16 protein-coding genes are annotated in these 19,196 nt (G+C 75.4%); 9 read left to right on the forward strand and 7 right to left on the reverse strand.

The features are described from left to right. Window positions 1-125 precede the first annotated feature (125 nt). Window positions 126-1,184: a hypothetical protein gene (locus ABZY31_RS25410; protein WP_356414217.1), complete on the reverse strand. Its 1,059-nt coding sequence runs from the start codon at window positions 1,182-1,184 to the stop codon at window positions 126-128. Window positions 1,185-1,339: 155 nt separating this feature from the next. Then, complete coding sequence (locus tag ABZY31_RS25415) at window positions 1,340-3,094, reverse strand: carbohydrate binding domain-containing protein (protein ID WP_356414219.1); 1,755 nt, start codon at window positions 3,092-3,094, stop codon at window positions 1,340-1,342. A 303-nt stretch (window positions 3,095-3,397) separates the two neighbouring features. Here ABZY31_RS25415 and ABZY31_RS25420 point away from each other — a divergent pair, with 303 nt between their 5' ends. The 5 genes from ABZY31_RS25420 to ABZY31_RS25440 all read left to right on the forward strand — a co-directional run bounded on the left by ABZY31_RS25420 (window position 3,398) and on the right by ABZY31_RS25440 (window position 6,830). Continuing rightward, complete coding sequence (locus tag ABZY31_RS25420; protein ID WP_356414222.1) at window positions 3,398-4,369, forward strand: hypothetical protein; 972 nt, start codon at window positions 3,398-3,400, stop codon at window positions 4,367-4,369. Further along, window positions 4,366-5,205: an alpha-L-glutamate ligase gene (locus ABZY31_RS25425; protein WP_356414225.1), complete on the forward strand. Its 840-nt coding sequence runs from the start codon at window positions 4,366-4,368 to the stop codon at window positions 5,203-5,205. Before ABZY31_RS25420 ends, ABZY31_RS25425 begins: the two co-directional genes overlap by 4 nt. Window positions 5,206-5,215: 10 nt before the next feature. Continuing rightward, the gene (locus tag ABZY31_RS25430) at window positions 5,216-5,953 is read left to right on the forward strand and encodes a class I SAM-dependent methyltransferase (protein ID WP_356414228.1); all 738 of its coding nucleotides are present in this window, start codon (window positions 5,216-5,218) and stop codon (window positions 5,951-5,953) included. A 43-nt stretch (window positions 5,954-5,996) separates the two neighbouring features. Beyond that, the gene (locus ABZY31_RS25435) at window positions 5,997-6,362 is read left to right on the forward strand and encodes a DUF6204 family protein (protein ID WP_356414231.1); all 366 of its coding nucleotides are present in this window, start codon (window positions 5,997-5,999) and stop codon (window positions 6,360-6,362) included. A gap of 102 nt (window positions 6,363-6,464) precedes the next feature. Beyond that, window positions 6,465-6,830, forward strand: a complete 366-nt coding sequence (locus tag ABZY31_RS25440; RefSeq protein WP_356414234.1) for a YbjQ family protein — start codon at window positions 6,465-6,467, stop codon at window positions 6,828-6,830. 83 nt (window positions 6,831-6,913) lie between these two features. Here ABZY31_RS25440 and ABZY31_RS25445 read toward each other — a convergent pair whose 3' ends face one another. From ABZY31_RS25445 to ABZY31_RS25455, 3 genes are all read right to left on the reverse strand, one after another. Beyond that, complete coding sequence (locus ABZY31_RS25445) at window positions 6,914-8,437, reverse strand: von Willebrand factor type A domain-containing protein (RefSeq protein WP_356414237.1); 1,524 nt, start codon at window positions 8,435-8,437, stop codon at window positions 6,914-6,916. Window positions 8,438-8,652: 215 nt separating this feature from the next. Further along, complete coding sequence (locus tag ABZY31_RS25450) at window positions 8,653-10,101, reverse strand: cellulose binding domain-containing protein (RefSeq protein ID WP_356414240.1); 1,449 nt, start codon at window positions 10,099-10,101, stop codon at window positions 8,653-8,655. Window positions 10,102-10,149: 48 nt separating this feature from the next. Further along, window positions 10,150-11,703 (reverse strand): beta-N-acetylhexosaminidase, encoded by a 1,554-nt coding sequence (locus ABZY31_RS25455; RefSeq protein WP_356414243.1) that lies wholly within the window; start codon window positions 11,701-11,703, stop codon window positions 10,150-10,152. Window positions 11,704-11,928: 225 nt separating this feature from the next. On the opposite strand from ABZY31_RS25455, the gene ABZY31_RS25460 reads away from it, so the two are divergent. Further along, window positions 11,929-12,738, forward strand: a complete 810-nt coding sequence (locus ABZY31_RS25460; RefSeq protein ID WP_356414320.1) for a GntR family transcriptional regulator — start codon at window positions 11,929-11,931, stop codon at window positions 12,736-12,738. An 18-nt stretch (window positions 12,739-12,756) separates the two neighbouring features. Here ABZY31_RS25460 and ABZY31_RS25465 read toward each other — a convergent pair whose 3' ends face one another. Beyond that, window positions 12,757-14,289 carry an IucA/IucC family protein gene (locus ABZY31_RS25465; RefSeq protein ID WP_356414323.1) on the reverse strand — a complete coding sequence of 511 codons (1,533 nt, stop codon included), beginning with the start codon at window positions 14,287-14,289 and terminating at the stop codon, window positions 12,757-12,759. 337 nt (window positions 14,290-14,626) lie between these two features. Between ABZY31_RS25465 and ABZY31_RS25470 the strand changes: the two genes are divergently transcribed. The 3 genes from ABZY31_RS25470 to ABZY31_RS25480 all read left to right on the forward strand — a co-directional run bounded on the left by ABZY31_RS25470 (window position 14,627) and on the right by ABZY31_RS25480 (window position 18,824). Then, window positions 14,627-16,153: an IucA/IucC family protein gene (locus ABZY31_RS25470; protein WP_356414325.1), complete on the forward strand. Its 1,527-nt coding sequence runs from the start codon at window positions 14,627-14,629 to the stop codon at window positions 16,151-16,153. A 119-nt stretch (window positions 16,154-16,272) separates the two neighbouring features. After that, window positions 16,273-17,802: an FAD-binding oxidoreductase gene (locus ABZY31_RS25475; RefSeq protein ID WP_356414246.1), complete on the forward strand. Its 1,530-nt coding sequence runs from the start codon at window positions 16,273-16,275 to the stop codon at window positions 17,800-17,802. Window positions 17,803-17,915: 113 nt separating this feature from the next. After that, window positions 17,916-18,824 carry a hypothetical protein gene (locus ABZY31_RS25480; RefSeq protein WP_356414249.1) on the forward strand — a complete coding sequence of 303 codons (909 nt, stop codon included), beginning with the start codon at window positions 17,916-17,918 and terminating at the stop codon, window positions 18,822-18,824. Here ABZY31_RS25480 and ABZY31_RS25485 read toward each other — a convergent pair. Continuing rightward, entirely contained in the window at window positions 18,784-19,152 is a 369-nt protein-coding gene (locus tag ABZY31_RS25485; protein WP_356414252.1) for a hypothetical protein, read from the reverse strand. The two genes, ABZY31_RS25480 and ABZY31_RS25485, sit on opposite strands and share 41 nt — an antisense overlap. Between the last annotated feature and the right edge of the window lie 44 nt (window positions 19,153-19,196).

Consider the following 19,196-nt stretch of genomic DNA (forward strand, 5'->3'; position numbering starts at 1 on the left):
TCTGCTCGTCCTGGCGCCCTTGACCCCCCGCCCCCGCGCCGCGCGGGGCGGCCCCGGGCCAGGGCGGGGCCCCCCCCCCGCCGCGATGCGTGCGGGCAGGGGCCCCGTCCTTCGATCAGGCCCGGTCAGTTGCCCCGCGGGGCGGTGGCCTCCCCTTCGTACGCGAGGTCCCGGGCGCGGCCGGCCGCCGCGTCCGCCGACCGCGCGTCCAGCGGGTCGAACGCCGCTTCCGGCGCCTGCGCGGGCGGCGCCTGCGCGGGCCGCGGCCGGTCCGAGCGGTAGAGCAGCGCCATGCCCGACAGGACCGCCGTCAGGCACGCCGCGACCACCGAAGCGCCCGTGGGCCAGGGCAGGAGCGCCCCTCCCACGCCGCCGTAGAGGTCCAGGTCCAGCACGCTCGCGAGCGCGTGGACCGTCAGGATCCCCACCGCGGTCCCGGCCGTGGCCGCCCACACCCCGCCGCGGTCCCGCACCGGCACCAGCACGGCCAGCGCCAGGCAGAGGCCGGCCAGGGCCAGCAGCGCCCAGGCGGGCAGGCCGCCGTGCGCGAGGAAGGCAGCGGGGTCACGCGGCAGGGACACCAGCGCGGAGACGACGAGCGCCACCGCGACGGGCCACCGCAGTCCGCGGCCCGGCACGCCGGGCTCCCGCGCCGCCCGCGACGGACGGCCCGCGCTCTCGCGGGAGGTTCCGGCGGGCGCCCGGCCGGCCGCTTCGGCCCGGTCCGGGTGACGGGCCGCCGCCTCGGGCGCGAACCCCGGCGGGGGCTCGGGGGCGAACCGGGGCGGCGGCCCCGGCTCGTCCACGGCCGACGGCCCCGGCTCGTCCACGGGCGGGGGCCCGCCGGCGAACCGGGGGTCGTCCTCCTTGGAGAACAGCACGGCCAGGGAGAGGACGTCCTCGATGGGGCGGCTGACCGCGGCCGCCCGCAGGGCCTGGCGCGCCGCGTCGGGAACCTGCCCCGACCGCTCCAGGAGGGTCACCAGGTCCGCCACCTCTTCCACGGACCGCCGGGTGACGGCCGTGTCCAGCAGTGTGTGCAGGCATTCCGTGTTTCCGGCGGCCTGCACCGCCTCGTCGGGGTCCGTGCCCGTTTCCGGTGGCCGCGCGGCCACCGCGCCGCGGACCTGCGCCTGTTCGCCCCCGACGTCGGCTTCAGCCTCGGGTATGGCGTAGTCGCTCATGTCTTGCTCCGTCCGAATGCCGCTTTGAGCGGCCACGCGCAACCAAGCTCACTCAAGTTACAGCGTGCGATGGATTGCTTACTCCCGGCCAGCATGCGCGAGGGTGGCCGCCCCCGCCATTCGGATCAAGCGAACGGGTCACGCGGACGCCGGAGCTATGCCACCGAGAGGTCGTCCGCGTAGACAGCGCCCTGCCCGTACCAGCCGTGCAGGTACACCGTGACCGTGCCGGAGGCGCCGGTGGTGAAGGGGACCGAGAGCTTGGTCCACCCCGTGGAGCTGGTCCAGGCACTGGCGCTCGCGCCGCCGCGCACGCCCAGGTAGGCGTAGCTGCCCTGGACCCACCCGCTCAGCGTGTAGGCGTGGTTCGGGGTGAGCGTCAGGGTCTGCGCGCACTCCCCGGTCCGGGCGTCGGCGGGCACCGCCTTCAGGGCGTACGAGCCGCCGTGCGCCGGGGTCGCGACGACCGCGGCTCCGGCGTCGCAGGTCCACGGCGCGAGGGCGCCGCTCTCGAAGCCGCCGTTGACGAGGGCTCCGCTGCCACCGCCGGGGCCGGAGACGGTGAGCGTGAAGGTGGTGGTGTGCGTGAGCCCGCCCGCGGTCCCCGTGACGGTGATCGCGTACGTGCCCGGCGCGGCCGAGGCCGCGGCGGTGAGGGTGAGCTGCGCGGAGCCGCCCGCCGTCACCGAGCCGGGGCTGAGGGTGGCGCCGACTCCGGCCGGGGCCCCGGTGGCCGTCAGGGTCACGGTCTTCGCGCTGCCCGAGGTGACGGCCGTGCTCACGGTCGCCGTGGCGGCGGCGCCGCCGGGGGTCACCGAAGCCGAGCCGGGGGCGACGGCGAGGGAGAAGTCGTCGGCCACCGGCCCGCCGCCCCCGGTGAAGGGCGCGAAGGTGTGGGTGAAGTACCAGGGATCCTGGGCGATGCCCGAGCAGGTGTCGGAGCCGCCGGTACCGGGGCAGCCGCCGTTGTCGCGCTGGAGGGCCCAGAAGGAGAGGGTGTTGATGCCCTTGCCGACGGCCCAGGAGTAGACGGCGTTCGCGTCGGCCGTGGTGAAGGTCTCTGCGGCGCCGAAGTCGTCGATGCCGGGCATCTCGGTGACGCCGATCATCCCCCAGAGCTGGGCGGGGGTCTTGGCCGGGTAGAGGGCGGCGAGCTGGTTGTACAGGCCGGTGGCGGCGGTGCGCGTGTCGGCCGCCATGTCGTGGCTCGCGTTGTCGTAGTAGTCGAAGGTCATCAGGTTCACGACGTCGACCTGGGCGCCCGCGGCCTTGGCGCTCTTGAGGACGGCCAGTCCGCTGCTCGCGAGGCCGCTCGTGGTCGTCGGCAGGGTGTAGGAGATCTGGAGCGGGCGGCCGCTCGCGGCGGCCCAGTCCTGCACCTTCTTGATGGCCTGGTTGCGGCGGTCGATGCCCGCCTTGTTGGTCAGCGAGTTGTCCTCGATGTCCATGTCGAGGCGCGGCACGTCGTAGGTGGTGATGACCTTCTCGTAGGCGGCGGCGATCGCGTCCACGCTGGTGCAGCTGTCGGCGATCTCGGTGCCGCCGTTGTCGGCCGCGTAGCCGCCGAAGGAGGGGATGACGTCGCCGCCGCGTGCGCGGATGGTGGTGAAGTCGGCGCCGAAGACGGAGGCGGAGACCGGCTGGCCGGTCGAGCCGTTCCAGTAGGGGGTGCACGACCCCTTGGCCTCGGTCTGGACGAACGCCATGGTCAGGTACTTGGCGCCGGACTTCTGGGCGAGGTCGGCGGGGTTGTCGCCCGCGTACGCCTCGAAGTACGGGGCGAAGACGTGCGCCGGCAGTGGGGTGGCGGCGGCGTGGGCCGCGGAATCGGCCGCGAGGACGAGGCCTGCTGAGGCGGTGACCGTGCAGAGGGCGGCCAGTAAGGCGTGGAGGGGCCTGGGGCGTCTCATCGTTGCTCCCGGTGGGGCGTGAGCGGCGAACGGGCGGACGCCTCATGATTGGTCTGGACCATCAGGGGGTCAAGGGTCCAGACCACTTCATTCCCAAGGGTTTGCCGAACGCCCCAAGTGCCCTGCGCACCGCACCCCTTGACGGGAGGGCCGGGACGCGGGATGCCGTACCGGGCGGGCTCCGCACGCCGTGGACACCGGGAAGGCGGCACCGATGCCGGGCTCGTGGCGGTTCATGACATCCTATGACGTCACAACTCACCGGGCCGGACCGGTCGATGTCCGGGCAGACAGGGAAGGTCCATGAGGCTCTGCTTTCTGGTGGAGGAGCAGTACCGCCATGACGGCATGCCGAACGAGGTGATCGGTCGGCTGACCTCGTGGGGCCACCACGTGGACGTGGTGCGGCCCGGCGGTTCCCTCCTGCGCATGACCGAGGCGGTCCGCACGGGCACGCACGACGCCTGGGTGCTCAAGACCGTGTCCGGCGGCCCCGGACTCACCCTCCTCGAAGCCGCCGCGGGGGCCGGGACCACCACGGTCAACGACGCCCGCGCGATCCGGGGCGTGCGCGACAAGGCGCTCGCCGCCGCCCTCGGGAGCAGCCGCGGGCTGCCGCTGCCCGCCACCTACGCGGTGGCCCGGCCCGAACTCCTGCTGGAGATACCGGCCTCGGAATACCCGCTGGTGGTCAAGCCCGCCGACGGCAGCTCCGGCCGGGCGGTGTACCTGGTGTCCTCCCCGGACCGGCTGGCCGCGATGCTGGTGGAACTGGCGGGCGAGGGCATGCTGATCGCGCAGCCGTACGTACCCAACAAGGGCACCGACATCAAGGTGTACAGCGTCTGCGGGGAGCTGCACGCGACCGAACGCCGCTCGCCCCTGCACCCCGACCACTCGGTACGGGAGCGGCGCGTACCGCTGTCCGCCGAAGTGGCCGCGATCGCCGGGCAGGTGGGTGCGGTGTACGGGCTGGACCTGTACGGCGTCGACGTGATCCTCGGCCCCGACGGGCCGGTGGTGGTCGACGTGAACGACTTCCCGAGCTTCCGCCAGGTACCGGACGCGGCGGCGCGGGTGGCCCGCGCGGTGCTCGGGCTGGCCAGGGCGGGCGCGCCCGGCGGCGCGGTCGCGGCGCCCCGCACGCCGTCGATCCCGGCGCAGGTGACCGTGGCCACCGCGCCGGCGGCGACCGTACCGGCCGTGGCGGTCGCGCTGCCCGGCGCCGCGCCGGCGGTCCTTCCGACAGCCGTGGCGGCGGGCGAGGGCCTGTGAGGATCGGGCTGATCACCCCTGACCCCGGGCACCCGCTGCTGGCGGGCGCCGCCGGGCTGCTCGCGCCGCTCCACCGGGTCGAAGCGCTGGATCCGGGCACGGTGACGGAGCTGCCGGGCCCGCCCGCCGACGTGTACCTGCTCAAGTCCCGTACGCCGCGCGCCCTCGCCCTGGCCCGCGAGGCGGAGGCGCTCGGGGCTCCGGTGCTCAACTCGGCGGCGGCCACCGCGCTCTGCCAGGACCGTACGGCGATGGCGGAGCTGGCCCGCGGGGCGGGGCTGCCCTTCGCCGCCACCCGCGCCTACCCCTCCCTGGCCGCGCTGGTGTCGGGGCCTCCGCTCGCGGGACCGGTCGTGGTCAAGAGCCTGCGCAGCCGCCGGGGCGACCTGGTCGCCCGGGTCGACGACGCCACCGCCCTGGCCGCCCTGGCCGCCACCTGGGCCGGGGAACCCGTCGTGGTGCAGGAGTTCGCGCCCAACGACGGCTGGGACCACAAGCTGTGGGCGGTCGGCGACCGGGTCTTCGCGGCGCTGCGCCGGTCCGAACTCTCCCCCGGGGGACGCGGCCCGAACCTGCCGCTCCCCCTCGCCGAACTGCCGCCGGGCTGGACCGACCTGGTCCGTGCGGTCGGCGAGGCCTTCGCCCTCGACGTGTACGGCGTGGACATCATCGCGGCCGGCGGCGGGGACCCCCTGATCGTGGACGTCAACGCCTTCCCGGGCATCCGGGGTCAGGCCGGGGCCTGCGAGGCGCTGGCATCGCTGGCGCTGCACCGGGCGGGCCGGAGCCGGGGAGCGGCGCGAAAAACCGGATGCGGACGCGCGGCCCCGATGTGAGGGTGCGGCCATGAACCGTGAGCAGATCTCCCGCATCGCCCATACCCACCACCCCGTCAAATCCCCGCTCGACGACGAGTCCGTGCGGCGCCTGCTGGACCACGGCGTGGCCCACGGCGGCGCGCGCCTGCTCGATCTCGGCTGCGGCACGGCGGAATGGCTGCTGCGCGCCCTCTCCGCCCACCCCCAGGTCCGGGCCGAAGGGGTCGACGTGTCCCCGGAGGCCCTGGAGCAGGCCTCCACGGCGGCCCGGGAGCGCGGCGTTCAGGACCGGCTGGTCCTCCACCAGCAGGAGGCCGCCGGTTTCACCGCGCCGCACTCCTTCGACCTGGTCCTGAACGTCGGGTCCAGCCACGCCTTCGGCGGGCTGCTGCCCACCCTCGAAGCGGCGGCGGCCCACCTGGCGCCGGGCGGGCGGGTGCTGATCGGCGACGGTTTCTGGGAGCGGGAGCCCTCCCCGGAGGCGGTCGAGATGCTCGGGGAGTACGCCGGCCTGGCGGCCACCCTCGACCTGGTCGCCGCGGCCGGCTGGACCCCGGTGTACGGGCACGTCAGTACCCGCCGGGAACTCGACGACTACGAGTGGACCTGCTGGGGCACGCTGGCCGGCTGGGCCCTGGACCACCCGGACGATCCGGACAGCGCGCAGGCGCTGGCGACGGCCGCGGAACGCCGCGCCGAGTGGCTGCACACCTATCGGGAGAGCTTCGGTTTCCTGACGCTGGTGCTGCGCCGGACGGCCGGGTGAAAAGGTGGTGCGCACACCGCGGGGCCCGTCCTACAGTCGGCGGATGAGCACTCGCACCTTCCGCGTCACCGTCCGCGGCGCCTTCGACGGGCTGACCCCCGAGCAGCACGCCGAGCTGGCGGCCCGCGCCCCGGAGCACGACATGCTGCGGGCGGAGTTCACCCCCGAGGGCCACCTCAGCTACGACATCGGCGCCCGCCCCTTCTTCACCTTCCGCTTCCTGGAGTCGGGCGAGAGCGAGGAGGACATCCTCGACGCGGGCGCGCGGGCCGAGCTGGCCGCCGAGGCCTGGCTGGAGGAGCGGGGATACGGGTTCAAGAACATCCGGTCCCAGGCCCAGGACATGTCCCTCGCACCGCTCGGCAAGCGCGGGCGGCGCGCGGCGGCGGCGGCGCTGCCGACGGCGTGATCCCCGGACCGGCCTCCCGCTCCACCCGCGCGGGGCCGCCGGCGCGGTCCCGTCCCGGCTCCCCGGGATGCGGGCGCGCGGGTGCGACGGGAGAGTGGCCGCATGGGAATCGATGATTACGGTGGCGGCGCCGCGGACCAGTCCCCGGTCCTGGTCGTCACGACGAACGACGTCCCGGGCTACCGGGTGCAGAAGGTGATCGGCGAGGTCTTCGGCCTCACCGTCCGCTCCCGGAACCTGGGCAGCCAGATCGGCGCCGGTCTCAAATCGATGCTCGGCGGCGAGCTGAAGGGCCTCACGAAGACCCTGGTGCAGACCCGCAACCAGGCCATGGAGCGGCTCGTCGAACAGGCCCAGGCCCGCGGCGCGAACGCGGTGCTGGCGATGCGCTTCGACGTCACCGACGCCGCCGACGTGGGGACCGAGGTGTGTGCCTACGGGACGGCCGTCGTCATCACTCCGCAGTAGGCGGGCCGCCCCCGGCGCCGTACCGGATCGCGAACCTCCCGGACGGCGGTGGCGCCCCGCCCACTCCTCAGCCCGTCAGCCCGTCAGCCCGTCAGCCGCGACGCCTGCCGGACGGTATCTGCCAGCCCCCGCACGTCGGCGTCCTGCGTCACCTCAGCCGCCCCCGAGGCCTGCTCGGCGAGCCGGTCGAGCGGCAGGGCGCCCGGTACCGGCTCCCAGCCGCCCGCGCGCCCGCGCAGCGCCGAGGCGAAGTAGGCGGCGACGGCGGTGACCTGGAAGCGGGCGTCGGCCTCGGTCCAGGCGCGGCCGGTCAGCGCGGCCGCCTCGACGGAGGCCGATTCCTCGTGCGGGGCCCGGGTGGCGGGGTCGAGCCAGCGGACGGTGGCGGTCGCCACGTGCCCCGCGGCCCCGGGGCGCGTACGGACGGCGTACAGGGCGGTGACGCTGTGGCCGGGGCCGACCTCGCCGCCGTCCACCGCGTCGTCGCGGAAGTCCTCGTCGGCGACGCGCCGGTTCTCGTAGCCGATCAGCCGGAAGCTCTCCACGGTCTGCGGGTCGAAGGCCACCTGGGCCTTGGCGTCTCGGGCCCGCAGGTCGATCTGGGCGGGCAGGTCCTCGCAGAAGACCTGGCGCGCCCGGTCGGTGTCGGAGACGTAGGTGGTGTGCCCGTCGCCGCGGTCGGCGAGGGCCTCCATCAGGGCGTCGCCGTAGTCGCTGCCGACGCCGACGCCGAACAGGGTGATGCCCTTGTCCTCGCGCGCTGCGGCGACGCGTTCGAGGATGCCGTCGGCCGAGGTGTCGCCGGAGTTGGCCAGGCCGTCCGAGAGGACCACGACGCGGTTGGTGGCGCCCTCGCGCAGGCCCTTCACCGCCTCGTCGTAGCCGCGGGTCACCCCGGCCTCGACGTTGGTGGAACGGGCGGGCCGCAGACCGGAGACGACCTCGTGGAGGTGCTCGCGGTGGCCGCCGAGGCGGGTCATCGGGATCCGGGTCTTCGCCGTGTCGCTGAAGGTCACCAGGGCGATCGAGTCGTCGTCGCGCAGCCGTTCGGTCATCAGCTCCAGGGAGGTGCGGACCAGGTCCAGGCGGCCGGGCTCGGCCATGGAGCCGGAGATGTCGACGACGAAGGTGAGCGCGGCGGGCTTGCGGACCGCGTCCGGGGCGGGGGCCCTGGTGGTGAGCCCGATCCGCATCAGCGACCAGCCGTCGGCGGAGGTGCGGGCGCCGTCGACGGTGACGGAGAAGCCGTTGCCCTCCGGGCGGCGGTAGTCCTGGCGGAAGCTGTTGACGAACTCCTCGGGCCGCACGGTGCGCGGTTCCGGCAGCCGACCGGAGCGTATGGTGCGGCGGGCGAAGCCGTAACTGGCGGTGTCCACGTCCAGGGCGAAGGTGGAGAGGTGGTCGGCGGGCGGTGCGGTGCGCCCGGTTCCCCCGTCCTCCCCCTGGCCGGCGGACCGGCCGCCGCCGTCAGGGGCGGCGTAACGGGTTCCCGATCCGCTCGTGTGCGAGCCGTGCCCACCGCCGCTCGCTGCGCAGCCGGTCAGCAGGACGCCGCTCAGGGCGAGCGCGGCGGCCGCTCTGGTGCGGGTCCTCACGCGAAAGGTCATGCGGTGCTCCTCCGTTGGCCGGGACGGGCGCGTGCCGTTCTGGTGAATGTGACGCCCCGGCAGGCGTCCCGGACGAGTCGGAGCCGTTGCGAATGCGTCTCGAAGCGACAACGGCAGGCGGAACATCACGCTCTGGCCTCGCCGGGGTCACGACCGACGGCTCCCTCCCCGTGCGCGCGGCGCGGGGAGGGAGCCGTCGGTGTGCCGTACGGCGGTCAGCTGCCGGGGACCGTGTCCTCGAAGGCCCTGCCCGCGGCGCGGTAGGCGGCGACCCGGGCGGCGACCTGGGCCGGGGTGAGCACCTGGTCCTTGACGTGCAGGACGTAGTCGACCTGCTGGTCGTAGGCGCGCGCCGTGGTGCCCGGCTGGCCGTTCAGGTCGATCAGCCACTGGTTGAAGTTGATCGACATGGGCCGCTCGGGCAGGTAGCGGGCGTCGTGCGTCCCGAAGGTCTGCCCGTCGATGTAGTAGGTGATGGCGCGGTCGTCGATGGTGACGACGAGGTCGTGCCAGCCCGCGTAGCTGCTCCGGGCTTCGGTGTGCTGGTTGACCGCTTCCCAGGGGTCGGGCCGGTAGGTCTCCCAGGAGGTGGTGTAGAGGATGTTGCCGGGCTCGCCCCAGCCTCCGTTGGGGAGGTACTCGAAGTCGTATTCGGCGTAGTCGTCGGCCATGGGGGCCTTGAGGTCGTTGATGGTGAAGAAGGTCTGGACGAGGTGGTCGCCGTCCGGGCCGTAGGCCGGGGCGTCGGCGAACTTGACCCGGGCCGCGTAGGTCCCGTTCTTGAACTTGGACGCCCGGGTGAGGACTTCGGTCTGCCGGGTGCTCTCGCCGGAGCCGGCGGTGGAGGTCTGCAGGTTCATGACGGTGTTGCCGCCGCCCGCCGCCGCGAAGGTGACGTTCTCGGGGGCCCAGGTGGCCCCGGGGACGCCCGGACCGCCGGAGTTGGAGCGCACGTTCCAGCCGTGGGCGGCGATCGCGGGGTCGCTGTGCGAGGTGTACGAGAAGTCGTCGAAGAGGGTGGCTCCGGTGGGCGCCGGACCGGTGGGCGTCGGCGTCGGGGTGGGGCCCGTCGGGGTCGGGGTCGGATCGCCGCCGTTCCCGGTGGGAGCGGTGCCCCAGACGGTGGCGGCGCCGATCCGCGCGGTGACCTTGTCCCAGTCGCCGTACGCGCCGTGCCCCGAGTCGAAGGAGTAGTCGTCGGCCTGGTTCAGGGGCTGCCAGTCGGCGCGGTGGAAGCGCAGCTGCATGTCCCCGGTGTCGGCGCCCGGGGCGAGGGATCCGGCGCCCGCGCCGAAACCGATCTCCAGGTAGCGGTCGGCGGTCGCGGTGGGGTGGTCCAGGACGCCGAAGGAGGCGGTGACGTTGGCGCAGCCCCTGATCGCCCAGGAGCAGGCGAAGCGGTACTGGGCCGCGGGGCCGTCGGCCTTGAAGTAGTAGCGGAAGGTCACCTGGCTCAGCGGGACGGCCGCCGAGCCGGTGTTGACCACCTTGAACCAGGGTTCCGCCTGCTCGGCGGTGGTTCCGCTCGCGCTGGTGCGGTACTGCACCTTGACGGAGTCGGCCGCCGCGTTCGCGGTCTGGGTGGCGAGTGAGGCGGAACCGAGGCCGGCGGTGACGGCCAGGGCGAGGGCGATCGCGGCGCGGGTACGCGTGGGGCGGCGCATCGGGGGTCCTCTCGGGTGGGGGGGGAAGTGCCGTGCGGTGACCGACGTTCAGGTGCGGTCGGGGTGGAGCGGCCGGGCGCGCACGCCGAGGGCGGCGAGCCGGTCGTGGTGGTGGTCCAGGCGGCGCCGGAAGTCGGGCCAGTCGCGGTGCGCCGACCAGGCGGTGTCGGCCAGGGCGCAGAGCCGGGGGAAGGCCAGGTAGTCGAGCTGCGCGGGGGTGCTCGCGTACTCGGTCCACAGCTGGGCCTGGGTGCCGAGGATCCGGCGGGTGGCTTCCGGTTCCCAGTGCGCGGGGGCGGGATCGTGGTCGTAGACCCCGCGCAGGTCGAGGACGCCGCCGTCCTGCCCGCGCGGTTCTCCGGGGTCGGCGGACTGCGGGTAGTCCAGGTAGGTGGAACGGTACGGCGCCATGATGACGTCGTGTCCGCGCAGCGCGGCGGCCCGGCCGTGGTCCGCGTCGAGCCAGGCGGCGACGGTGAAGGCGCCGGGGAGTTCGGTGCCGTTCCCGGTCCAGCCCAGTGGCCTGCGGCCGCGCGCGACGAGGTGGTCGGCGATGGTCCGCATGAACCATCCGTGGAGCGCTTCCGGGCCGCTCAGTCCCTCCCGCGCGGCCCGTTCGCGGGCGGCGGCCGAGTCCCGCCATTCGGCGGCGGGGCACTCGTCGCCGCCGATGTGCACGTAGGGCGCGGGGAAGACGTCCATGACCTCGTCCAGGACGGCGCGGCAGAAGTCGAGCACCTCGTCGTGGACGCCGAGGATGTTCTCGCACACCCCCCAGCGGGTCCAGGGCTCCAGGATGACGCCGGGCCGGTTGCCCAGGTGGGGGTAGGCGGCGAGCGCGGCCCGGGTGTGCCCGGGCATCTCGATCTCCGGTACGACCATCACGCCGCGACGGGCGGCGTAGGCGACGAGCCCGGCGAGGTCGGCCCGGGTGTAGGCGCCCTCGTGCGGGGTTCCGTCGCCCTCGCTCTCGCGGCGGCGGGCGCCGGTCCCGGTGAGCCGGGGATAGCCCGGGACCGGGATCCGCCAGCCCTGGTCGTCGGTGAGGTGCAGGTGCAGGACGTTGAGCTTGTGCAGGGCGAGCAGGTCCACGAACCGGCGTACGTACGCCACGGGCTGGAAGTGCCGGGCCACGTCCAGCATGGCGCCGCGCCAGGCGAACCGCGGGCCGTCGGTGATCCGCAGGCAGGGCAGGGACAGCCCGGGCAGCGGCCCGGCGGCCGCGTCTAGGGCGGCGGGCGGGAGCAGTTGGCGCAGGGTCTGGACGCCGCGGAGGAGTCCCTCGGGCCGGGCGGCGCGCAGCAGGACGGTGTCCGGGCCGATGGTGAGTCCGTAGCCCTCGGCGCCGAGTTCCCGCAGGGCCGCGTCCAGGAGCAGCACGATCCGGCCGCCCCCGCCGGGCGCCGGGGTCCCGGCGGGAGCCGGCGTCAGGGGGCGGCCGGTGGCGGGGGTGAACAGCTCGCACAGCAGGGCGGCGGCGTCCTCGGCGCCGGGTCCGGCGCACAGTGCGGTGTCCGGGCCGAGGGGGAAGCGGCCGGGGTGCGGGGTCAGGGAACGGGGACGCGGGACGAGCTGCGGGAGGGCTGCGCTGCGGGTGGGCATGACGCGGTGGTTCCTCCTATTGCTTACCAATTGGTCAACTGGATAGCTGCGTGGCACGAAGGTGACATGAGCGGGTCCAGTCGTCAACCCTCAAGAAAACCAAGGACTTTGAAGGGAGGACCGCGCCCTCATCGCGCTCGAACGCACCGAAGTGGTTTGATGTGCCTGACCAGTTGGCGACGGAAGGGAAACGAGGCCATGGCTGCGGGCGGCGGCGCGGGATCGATGCTGAAGCGGGAACGGGTCCGTGAGCACCTGCTCGCACTGATCGACACCCGGCGCCCGGGCGACGCCATCCCCTCCGAACGCACCCTGTGCGCGGCCCTGGAGGTGTCCCGCCCCACCCTGCGCGCGGCCGTCGACGAACTGGTGGCCACGGGCGCGCTCGTCCGCGAGCACGGCCGCGGCATGTTCGTCGCCCCCGCCAAGATCACCCAGGAACTGGCATCCGACGAGACCGCGTTCGCGGTGCGCCGGGCCTCGGGGAACTGGTCCAGCCGGGTGCTGGAGCACGCGGTGCTGCCCGCCGACGCCCGGATCGGGCGGCGGCTGCGCATCTCCCCCGGCGCGGGGCTGCTCTACGTCGCGCGGCTGCGCCTGGTGGACGGCGCCCCGATGGCGATCGAACACCTGCACATCCCGGCGGAGCTGGTGCCCGCCCTGACCCCCGCGGAACTGGAGGCCGGAGACCTCTACGAGCACCTGCGCGAGCGGCACGGGGTGTCCGTGCACGAGGCTCGGCAGTCGATCGAACCCACCGTCGTCAACGAGGCGGAGGCCGCGCTCCTCGACGTGCCGCTGCACTCCCCCGCCCTGCTGATCGAGCGGCTGACCACGGACTCCACGGGCCGCCCGGTGGAGTACGTGCACTCCGTCTACCGCGGCGACCGCTACCGCATCGTGTCCCGCCTCGCGCTCGGCGCGGCCGCCGCCGCACGGACGCCGGGCCACCACCCCGGCATTCCGCCGGGCGACCTCGGCCGGCGCGACATCATCACCTCGACCACCACCGGGGACGTCCACACGGTGAACTGACCCGGCGGCGCGGCTCGCTCAGGGAGCGTCCGGTGCGCGCAGCGGGTTCGCCAACGGCACGTAGCGGGCGGCGGCGCCGTCGGCGCGGGTCCAGCGCAGCAGCAGGTTCGTCTTCCCCGGGAGCGTCGGTGCGCTCAGCAGCTCCCGGACCTCGGGGAGCCCGTGTGCGGCGTCGTAGCGGCGGAACTCCTCCCGCGCGGCGGGCCACAGCTCCCCCGCGATGCCCGGGTGGCGGTCGGCGAGCGCGCCGGCGATCTCGCTGAGGTGGTTGACGACCAGGCAGTACACCAGCCGCTGCCAGCCCTGCGCCCGGCCGGTCTCCGGGACCAGCTTGACCCCCTCCGCGTCCCGGAAGAGGGCCTGCACCGGGGTGCCGCAGCCGTCGACCGCTATCAGAGTGTTCTGGAGGTGCGCCTCCAGCACGACACCGTGGCGCGCGAACAGTTCCAGCACCGGCGGCACCACCTGGCGCAGGTACGCCCGCCACCAGCCGACCGGATCGGCGGCCCGGTCCAGCGGCCCGGGGACGGAACCCTCCGCCAGCGCGGCGGCCAGCAGCGGGGTGGCGCCCGGCACCAGATGCGCGCGCAGCCCCTCGCGGACCATCACGGCCAGCTCCTCGAAGGCGAAGGACGCGGTGCGGTACCCCCGGTCGGCCGTCCAGGCCGCCGTGGTCCCGGAGCGGGCGCGCACCGCCGCGAAGGCGGCTGCCACGGCCGCGTCGGTGCGGCGCAGCGCAAGCAGGTCGTGGCGCCACAGGCGGCGCACGTCGTTGGTGATGCGGACGTCCAGGCTGAACTTCGCGAAGACGTCGGACTCCGGACCGGGCAGGTACACGGTCCGCACCGAGGCCGTCGGCCACCCCGGGCGGGTGCCGGTCCCCAGCCGCAGCAGCCGCCCGTCGGCGTGGGCGGCCAGCAGCTCCGGGCTCGCCGAGGTCAGCTCCAGCTGCCAGGGGTGGGCGGGCAGCAGGACGTAGCCGGGCGGTACCGGCGGGGCGCCGGCGAGGTCGGCGAGTTCGCCGAACAGCTCGGCGGCGGGCGCGCCGCCCTCCTCGTGCACCTGGTCCGCGCGCAGCGCGAGGAAGGCGAGCGGGAAGCGGCCGTGCGCCTCGGGAGCGTAGGGCAGCCAGGACCGGGCCGGGGCGCCGCCGCGGGCTTTGGGCGCCGGGTGGTGGGGGTGCCCCATCAGCAACGACTGCTCGGAGCGGACGTACGGGTCGGCCGGGGCGGTGGTGGCCGCGCGGGCGGCGAGCAGGGCGCCGATCGCGGCGCGGCTGTCGGCCATCTCGGCGGGCAGCTCGTCGTTCGTCGCGCCCGTGTAGCGGCGCAGCTCGTCGGCGGTGAGTTTGACGAGATCCGTGTGGCTGAGCGGGTGCCAGCCGTCCGCGTCGCGCAGCTCGGGGCCGGTGGGGCGGCGCCCGGCGCGGACCCGCAGCAGCCGCCCGCTGCCGCGCAGCCGGTGCACGCCGTCCCCGTCGCCCGCGGGGTCGGCCGCCTCGCGCAGGAGGCAGTTCAGGAGCGGCGCGGCGGCGTACTCGTCGGCGGTCAGGGCGGTGCGCGCGGGGGTGTCGGCACGGGTGGCGGGCGTCGCGGCGGGGCTGAGTTCCAAGGGTCCACGGACTCCCTCTAGGTCCGGCAGTGATCTTCAGTATCGGCGATCCGGGCGGCCGCCGTGACCTTCGGGCGATGATGGCCGGACAAGCGCATGAGCGGACGGGCGCATGAGCGGACCAGCACACGAGCAGATGACGTGACGGTCCGCACATGCGAGAACCCGCACATCCGATGAGCCGGTCACGATGACGTGACGTGATGGAAGGAGTCCTGCCCTGTACCGCAGTGGCCATGCCCCCGGATCCGCCGCCGAGGAGGCCGTCGCCGCCCGCCTGGGCGACGTACGGCCGACGCTCGGCCCGGCCTACGCGGCCGCGCTGCCCGGCGCACGGGCGGCCGTCCTGACCCGGCTCTGGCGGGCGCTGGCCTACGAGCCCCTGCCGTGGGTGGTGCGGCGCGCGGTGTCCGGCGGGGAGCTGACCGTGGCGCTGACCGGCGGCGCGCGGCTGCGCGGGCCGCTCCCCGACCCGTACGCGGGGGACGCGTACGTGCGCGAGCTGGACCTCGACGGTACGGCGCACCCGCGGGCTGCGGGCCTTATGGCGGCGCTCGGGGTGCCGGAGGGCGGCGGGTTCGCGGCCGAGCTGGACGCCAGTACGGCCTCCCTCGCGCTCTCCCGGGCCGGGCAGTCGCTCCACGGGGACGGGGGCGGCCCGGCCGAGGTCTGGCAGTGGGAGCAGCGGGTGGTCGACGGGCATCCGTACCACCCCAACTGCCGCTACCGTCCCGGTTTCTCCGTGGCCGAGGAGCTGGCGTACGCGCCGGAGCACCGGCCGGTCGTCCCGCTGGGCCTGCGGGCCGTACGGGCGGACGCGTGCCGGGTCACCGGCGCCTGGCCGGCGGCGCTGCGGGACGGGGCGCGGATCCTGATCCCCGTGCACCCCTGGCAGGCGGAGCACGTGCCCGGGCTCCCCGGGGAGGCCGTGGCGGCCCCGCCGGAGTTCGCGGGGCATCCGCTGATGGCGCTGCGGTCGCTGGCCCCGGTCGCGGGCGGCCCGCTGGACGGCTGCGCCCCTGGGGGCGCCGCCCCGCAGCTGAAGACCGCGCTCAGCACCCGGCTGACCTCCTCCGTGCGGGACATCTCGGTGTACTCGATCGAGACGGCGGCGGCGGTGTCGGACTTCGCCGCGGCGCTGGCCGCGCGCCTCGACGGACGGCTGCACGTCACCCGCACCCTGGGCGCGGCCACCGCGCTCACCGCGGACCTGGCGGCCGTGCTGCGCGAGCCGCCGGAGCGGTACGCCGATGCGGCCGCGGGCGAGCGGGTGGTGCCGGTGGGGGCCCTGGCGGGCACCGCCCGGGCGGCCTCCCCCGCCTGGCGGGCGGCCTTCGCCCGGCTCGCGCTGTCGGTGTGCCTGCGCGTGCTGGAGCTGGGCGTGGCCCTGGAGGCGCACGGCCAGAACCTGCTGGTCGTCCTCTCCCCCGGCGGGGAGCCGCTGCGCCTGGTCTACCGGGACCTCGCCGACATCCGGATCAGCCCGGCCCGGCTCGCCGCGCACGGGATCCCGGCGCCGCCACTGGCCGGGCGGCTGGTGACCGACGACGAGGCGGCGCTGCGCCGCAAGCTGTTCGGTTCGCTGGTGTCCGGGGCGCTGGGCGCGCTCGCGGGTTCGGCCGGGGCGCTCGCCGAGGACCTGGCCGCCGCCGCACCCGCGCTGGAGCGCACCCCGGACGCGGTGGCCCTGCTCGGCGGGCCGCTGCCCGCCAAGGCGCTCACGCTGATGCGGCTGAGCCCCGGGGCGCCGGGGGACCTGTGGACCACCCTCGGGACACCGCTCGGAGCCCCCGCGGTGCGCTGAGCCCGCCCGGGCTCCGCGGCGGGCCGGGGGCCCCGCGGGGTGGGCCGTTCGGGGGGAGCGGGCCCGGCGCCCGGCCCTGTCCCCCGGGCGATCGGGGGCGGCGGTGGCACTAGTGGGACATGAGCCTCGATCGCCGTCACCTCCTCGCCGGTACCGCGGCCCTCCTCGCCTGCGTCGGGGCGGGCCGGCCGGCGGGTGTGCGGACGACCCGGCGCACCGGCGGCTTCGAGGCGCTCGCCCGCTACCTGGACGGGCCGGTGGTGCTGCCCGGCCGGCCGGACTACGCCGAGGCCCGCCGGCTCTTCCAGCCGCGCTACGACGCGGTCGCGCCCGGCGCGGTCGCCTATCCGCGCCATGCCGGGGACGTCGCCATCTGCGTGGCCTTCGCGCGCCGCGCGGGGGTGGCCATCGTGCCGCGCGGCGGCGGGCACAGCTACGCCGGGTACTCGACCGGGCCCGGCCTCGTCGTCGATGTCGGGGCCATGGCGGGGGTCGAGACCGGGACCGGGGAGGTACGGGTGGGCGCCGGGGCCCGGCTCGGTGACCTGAACGCGCGGCTGGCCGATCGGGGCCTGGCCGTGCCCACCGGACTGTGCCCCTCGGTCGGGATCGCGGGGCTCGCGCTCGGCGGCGGCCTGGGGGTCTGCGGCCGGGCCTTCGGCACGACGAGCGACCAGCTCACCGGCGTCCGGATCGTCACCCCCGACGCGGTGGTCCGCGAGGTGGACGCGCGCGCCGACCCGGACCTCTTCTGGGCGCTGCGCGGGGGTGGCGGCGGCGCCTTCGGGGTGGTCACCGAGTTCCGGCTGCGGACCCGTCCGGCCGGTGAGTGCGCCCTCGCCGAGCTGCGCTGGCCGTGGGCGGACGCGGCCGCGCTGCTGCGCGGCTGGCAGCGCTGGCTGGCCGCGCTCGCGGACCCCTTCTGGAGCCAGGTCGAGTTCGTGGCCGGACCCGGCACGGCACCCGGGCCCGCGGCGGTGCGCGTGGTGTGCCTGGACGGGCGGCGGGCGCTGGAGGAGGAGCTGTCGCGGCTGGCGGACGAGGCCGGGGCCCCGCCCCGCGAGAGCCACGTGGAGGTGCTCGGTCACGGCGACGCCATGCGGGCGATGGCCGGCTGCCGGGAGGAGCCGCAGGCCCGGTGCCGGCTGCCCGGGCGGCTGCCGGGGCAGGATCCGCAGGGGCGCCTCGGCCGGGAGGACTACGCGGCGCGCTCGGACTTCTGGCCCGTGGCGGGCCTGCCCGCGGACGCCGTCGCGGCCGTGCTGGACGGCGTACGGCGCTACGCCTCGGCGGTGCCCGCCGGCGGGCGCGGCGTGGTGCAGTTCGACGGCGTCTGCGGGGGCGCGGTGAACCGGGTGGATCCGGCGGCGACGGCCTTCGCGCACCGGGACGCCGGGTTCCTGGCCCAGTACCTCGCCTACTGGCCGCCGGGGGCGCCGTCCGCCGACGTGGGGCGCCACCAGGCCTGGCTGGACGGGCTCTGGCGGCGGCTGCGGCCGTGGGCGAGCGGGCGCGCGTACCAGAACTACACGGATCCGAAGCTCACCACGTGGCGCGAGGCGTACTACGGCGCCAACCTCGCTCGTTTGACGCAGGTCAAGCGTTCCTACGACCCCGGCCGTCTCTTCGACTTCCCCCAGGCGGTGTGATGCCCCCACTCCCTCCCGAACCACCGGCACTCCCGGCCCCGCCGGCTCCCGCGGTCCCTCCCGCCGGATCCGGCCAACAGCGAGAAGAGGTATTCAGCATGCGGTGTGGTGCGATGCTGCGTCGGACGCTTGTCGTGGTGGCCGCGGCCTCCGTCGCGGTCGGTATCGGGCAGGTCCCCGCCGGAGCCGGGGGCGGCGCCGGGACCCGCGCGCCCGGCCCCGGCCGCTGGACGGCAGGGGACGCGCAGGCCTTCTGGACCCCGGAGCGGATGGCGTCGGCCACCGCCCTGGACGGCGACCCGTCCCTCTCCACGGCGGCCGGACCGGGGGCCGGGCAGGACTTCGACGGGATCCCGGTGGTCGGCCGGATGTTCGTGATGAAGGACGACGGCGGCTACTTCTGCACCGCCAGCGTGGTCGCCTCCCCGCAGCACGACCTGGTGCTGGGTGCGGCGCACTGCCTGCTGGGCGCCGACACCCGGCAGGTGGCGTTCGTACCGCACTACACGGCCAAGACCCCCCGCCCGTACGGGATGTTCCCGGTGCTGAAGGTGTGGGTCGATCCGCGCTACGCGCAGCAGGGGCCGGAGCTGGCGGCCACGCTCGACGTGGCTTTCGCCCGGGTCGGCCCGAACAGTCAGGGCGCACCGGTGCAGGAGGCGGTCGGCGGCGGGAACCGCCTGGTCACCGGCGACGGCTACGAGCACGACGAGGTGCGGCTGATCGGCTATCCGGCGTCGGCCGCCCGGCCCCGGGTGTGCGTCAACCGGACGACCCGCTTCACCAGTACCGACCCGGGCAGCCCCGGATCGTTCCTGCGGATCGACTGCACCGGTTACCCCGGGGGCACGAGCGGCGGCCCGTTCCTGAAGAACTTCGACCGGTACACGAACACCGGGGACGTGGTCGGGGTCATCGGGGGCTGGAAGACGGGCGGAACCAGCCCGGACACCTCGTACAGCGCCTACTTCGGCACGGACGTCAGGAACCTGTACCAGTCGGCGGTCGACGCGGCGCGATGAGCCCGTGCGGGCGCCGGGTGCGCCGCGGGTTCCCCACGCTGCGGGGGGTCTGCGGCACGCCGGACGCGATCCCCGTGTCCGGCGGCGGGAGTTCCAGGCGCCGGCGCAGGGCGGCGAGGGCGACGTGCACCGGCGCCAGGACCACCTCCGCCCCGGGGTGGACGTGCGCCAGGGCGTGCGCGGTGGTCTCGATCGCCTCGGCCGCGTCCTCGGCGGCGGTCCGGCTCCACCCGCCGGGGAAGGCCGCGTCGTACAGGTGACAGGCCGCCTCGGCGAGGGCGTCGGCCCGCTCCCCCACCCCGTGCCCCGCGACGGACGGCAGTTCCACGCCAGTTTCCATACCGCTCTCAACGACGCCGCCCCGCCGGGGGA

Source organism: Streptomyces sp. NPDC006529 (genome assembly GCF_040611795.1).
Lineage (GTDB): Bacteria > Actinomycetota > Actinomycetes > Streptomycetales > Streptomycetaceae > Streptomyces.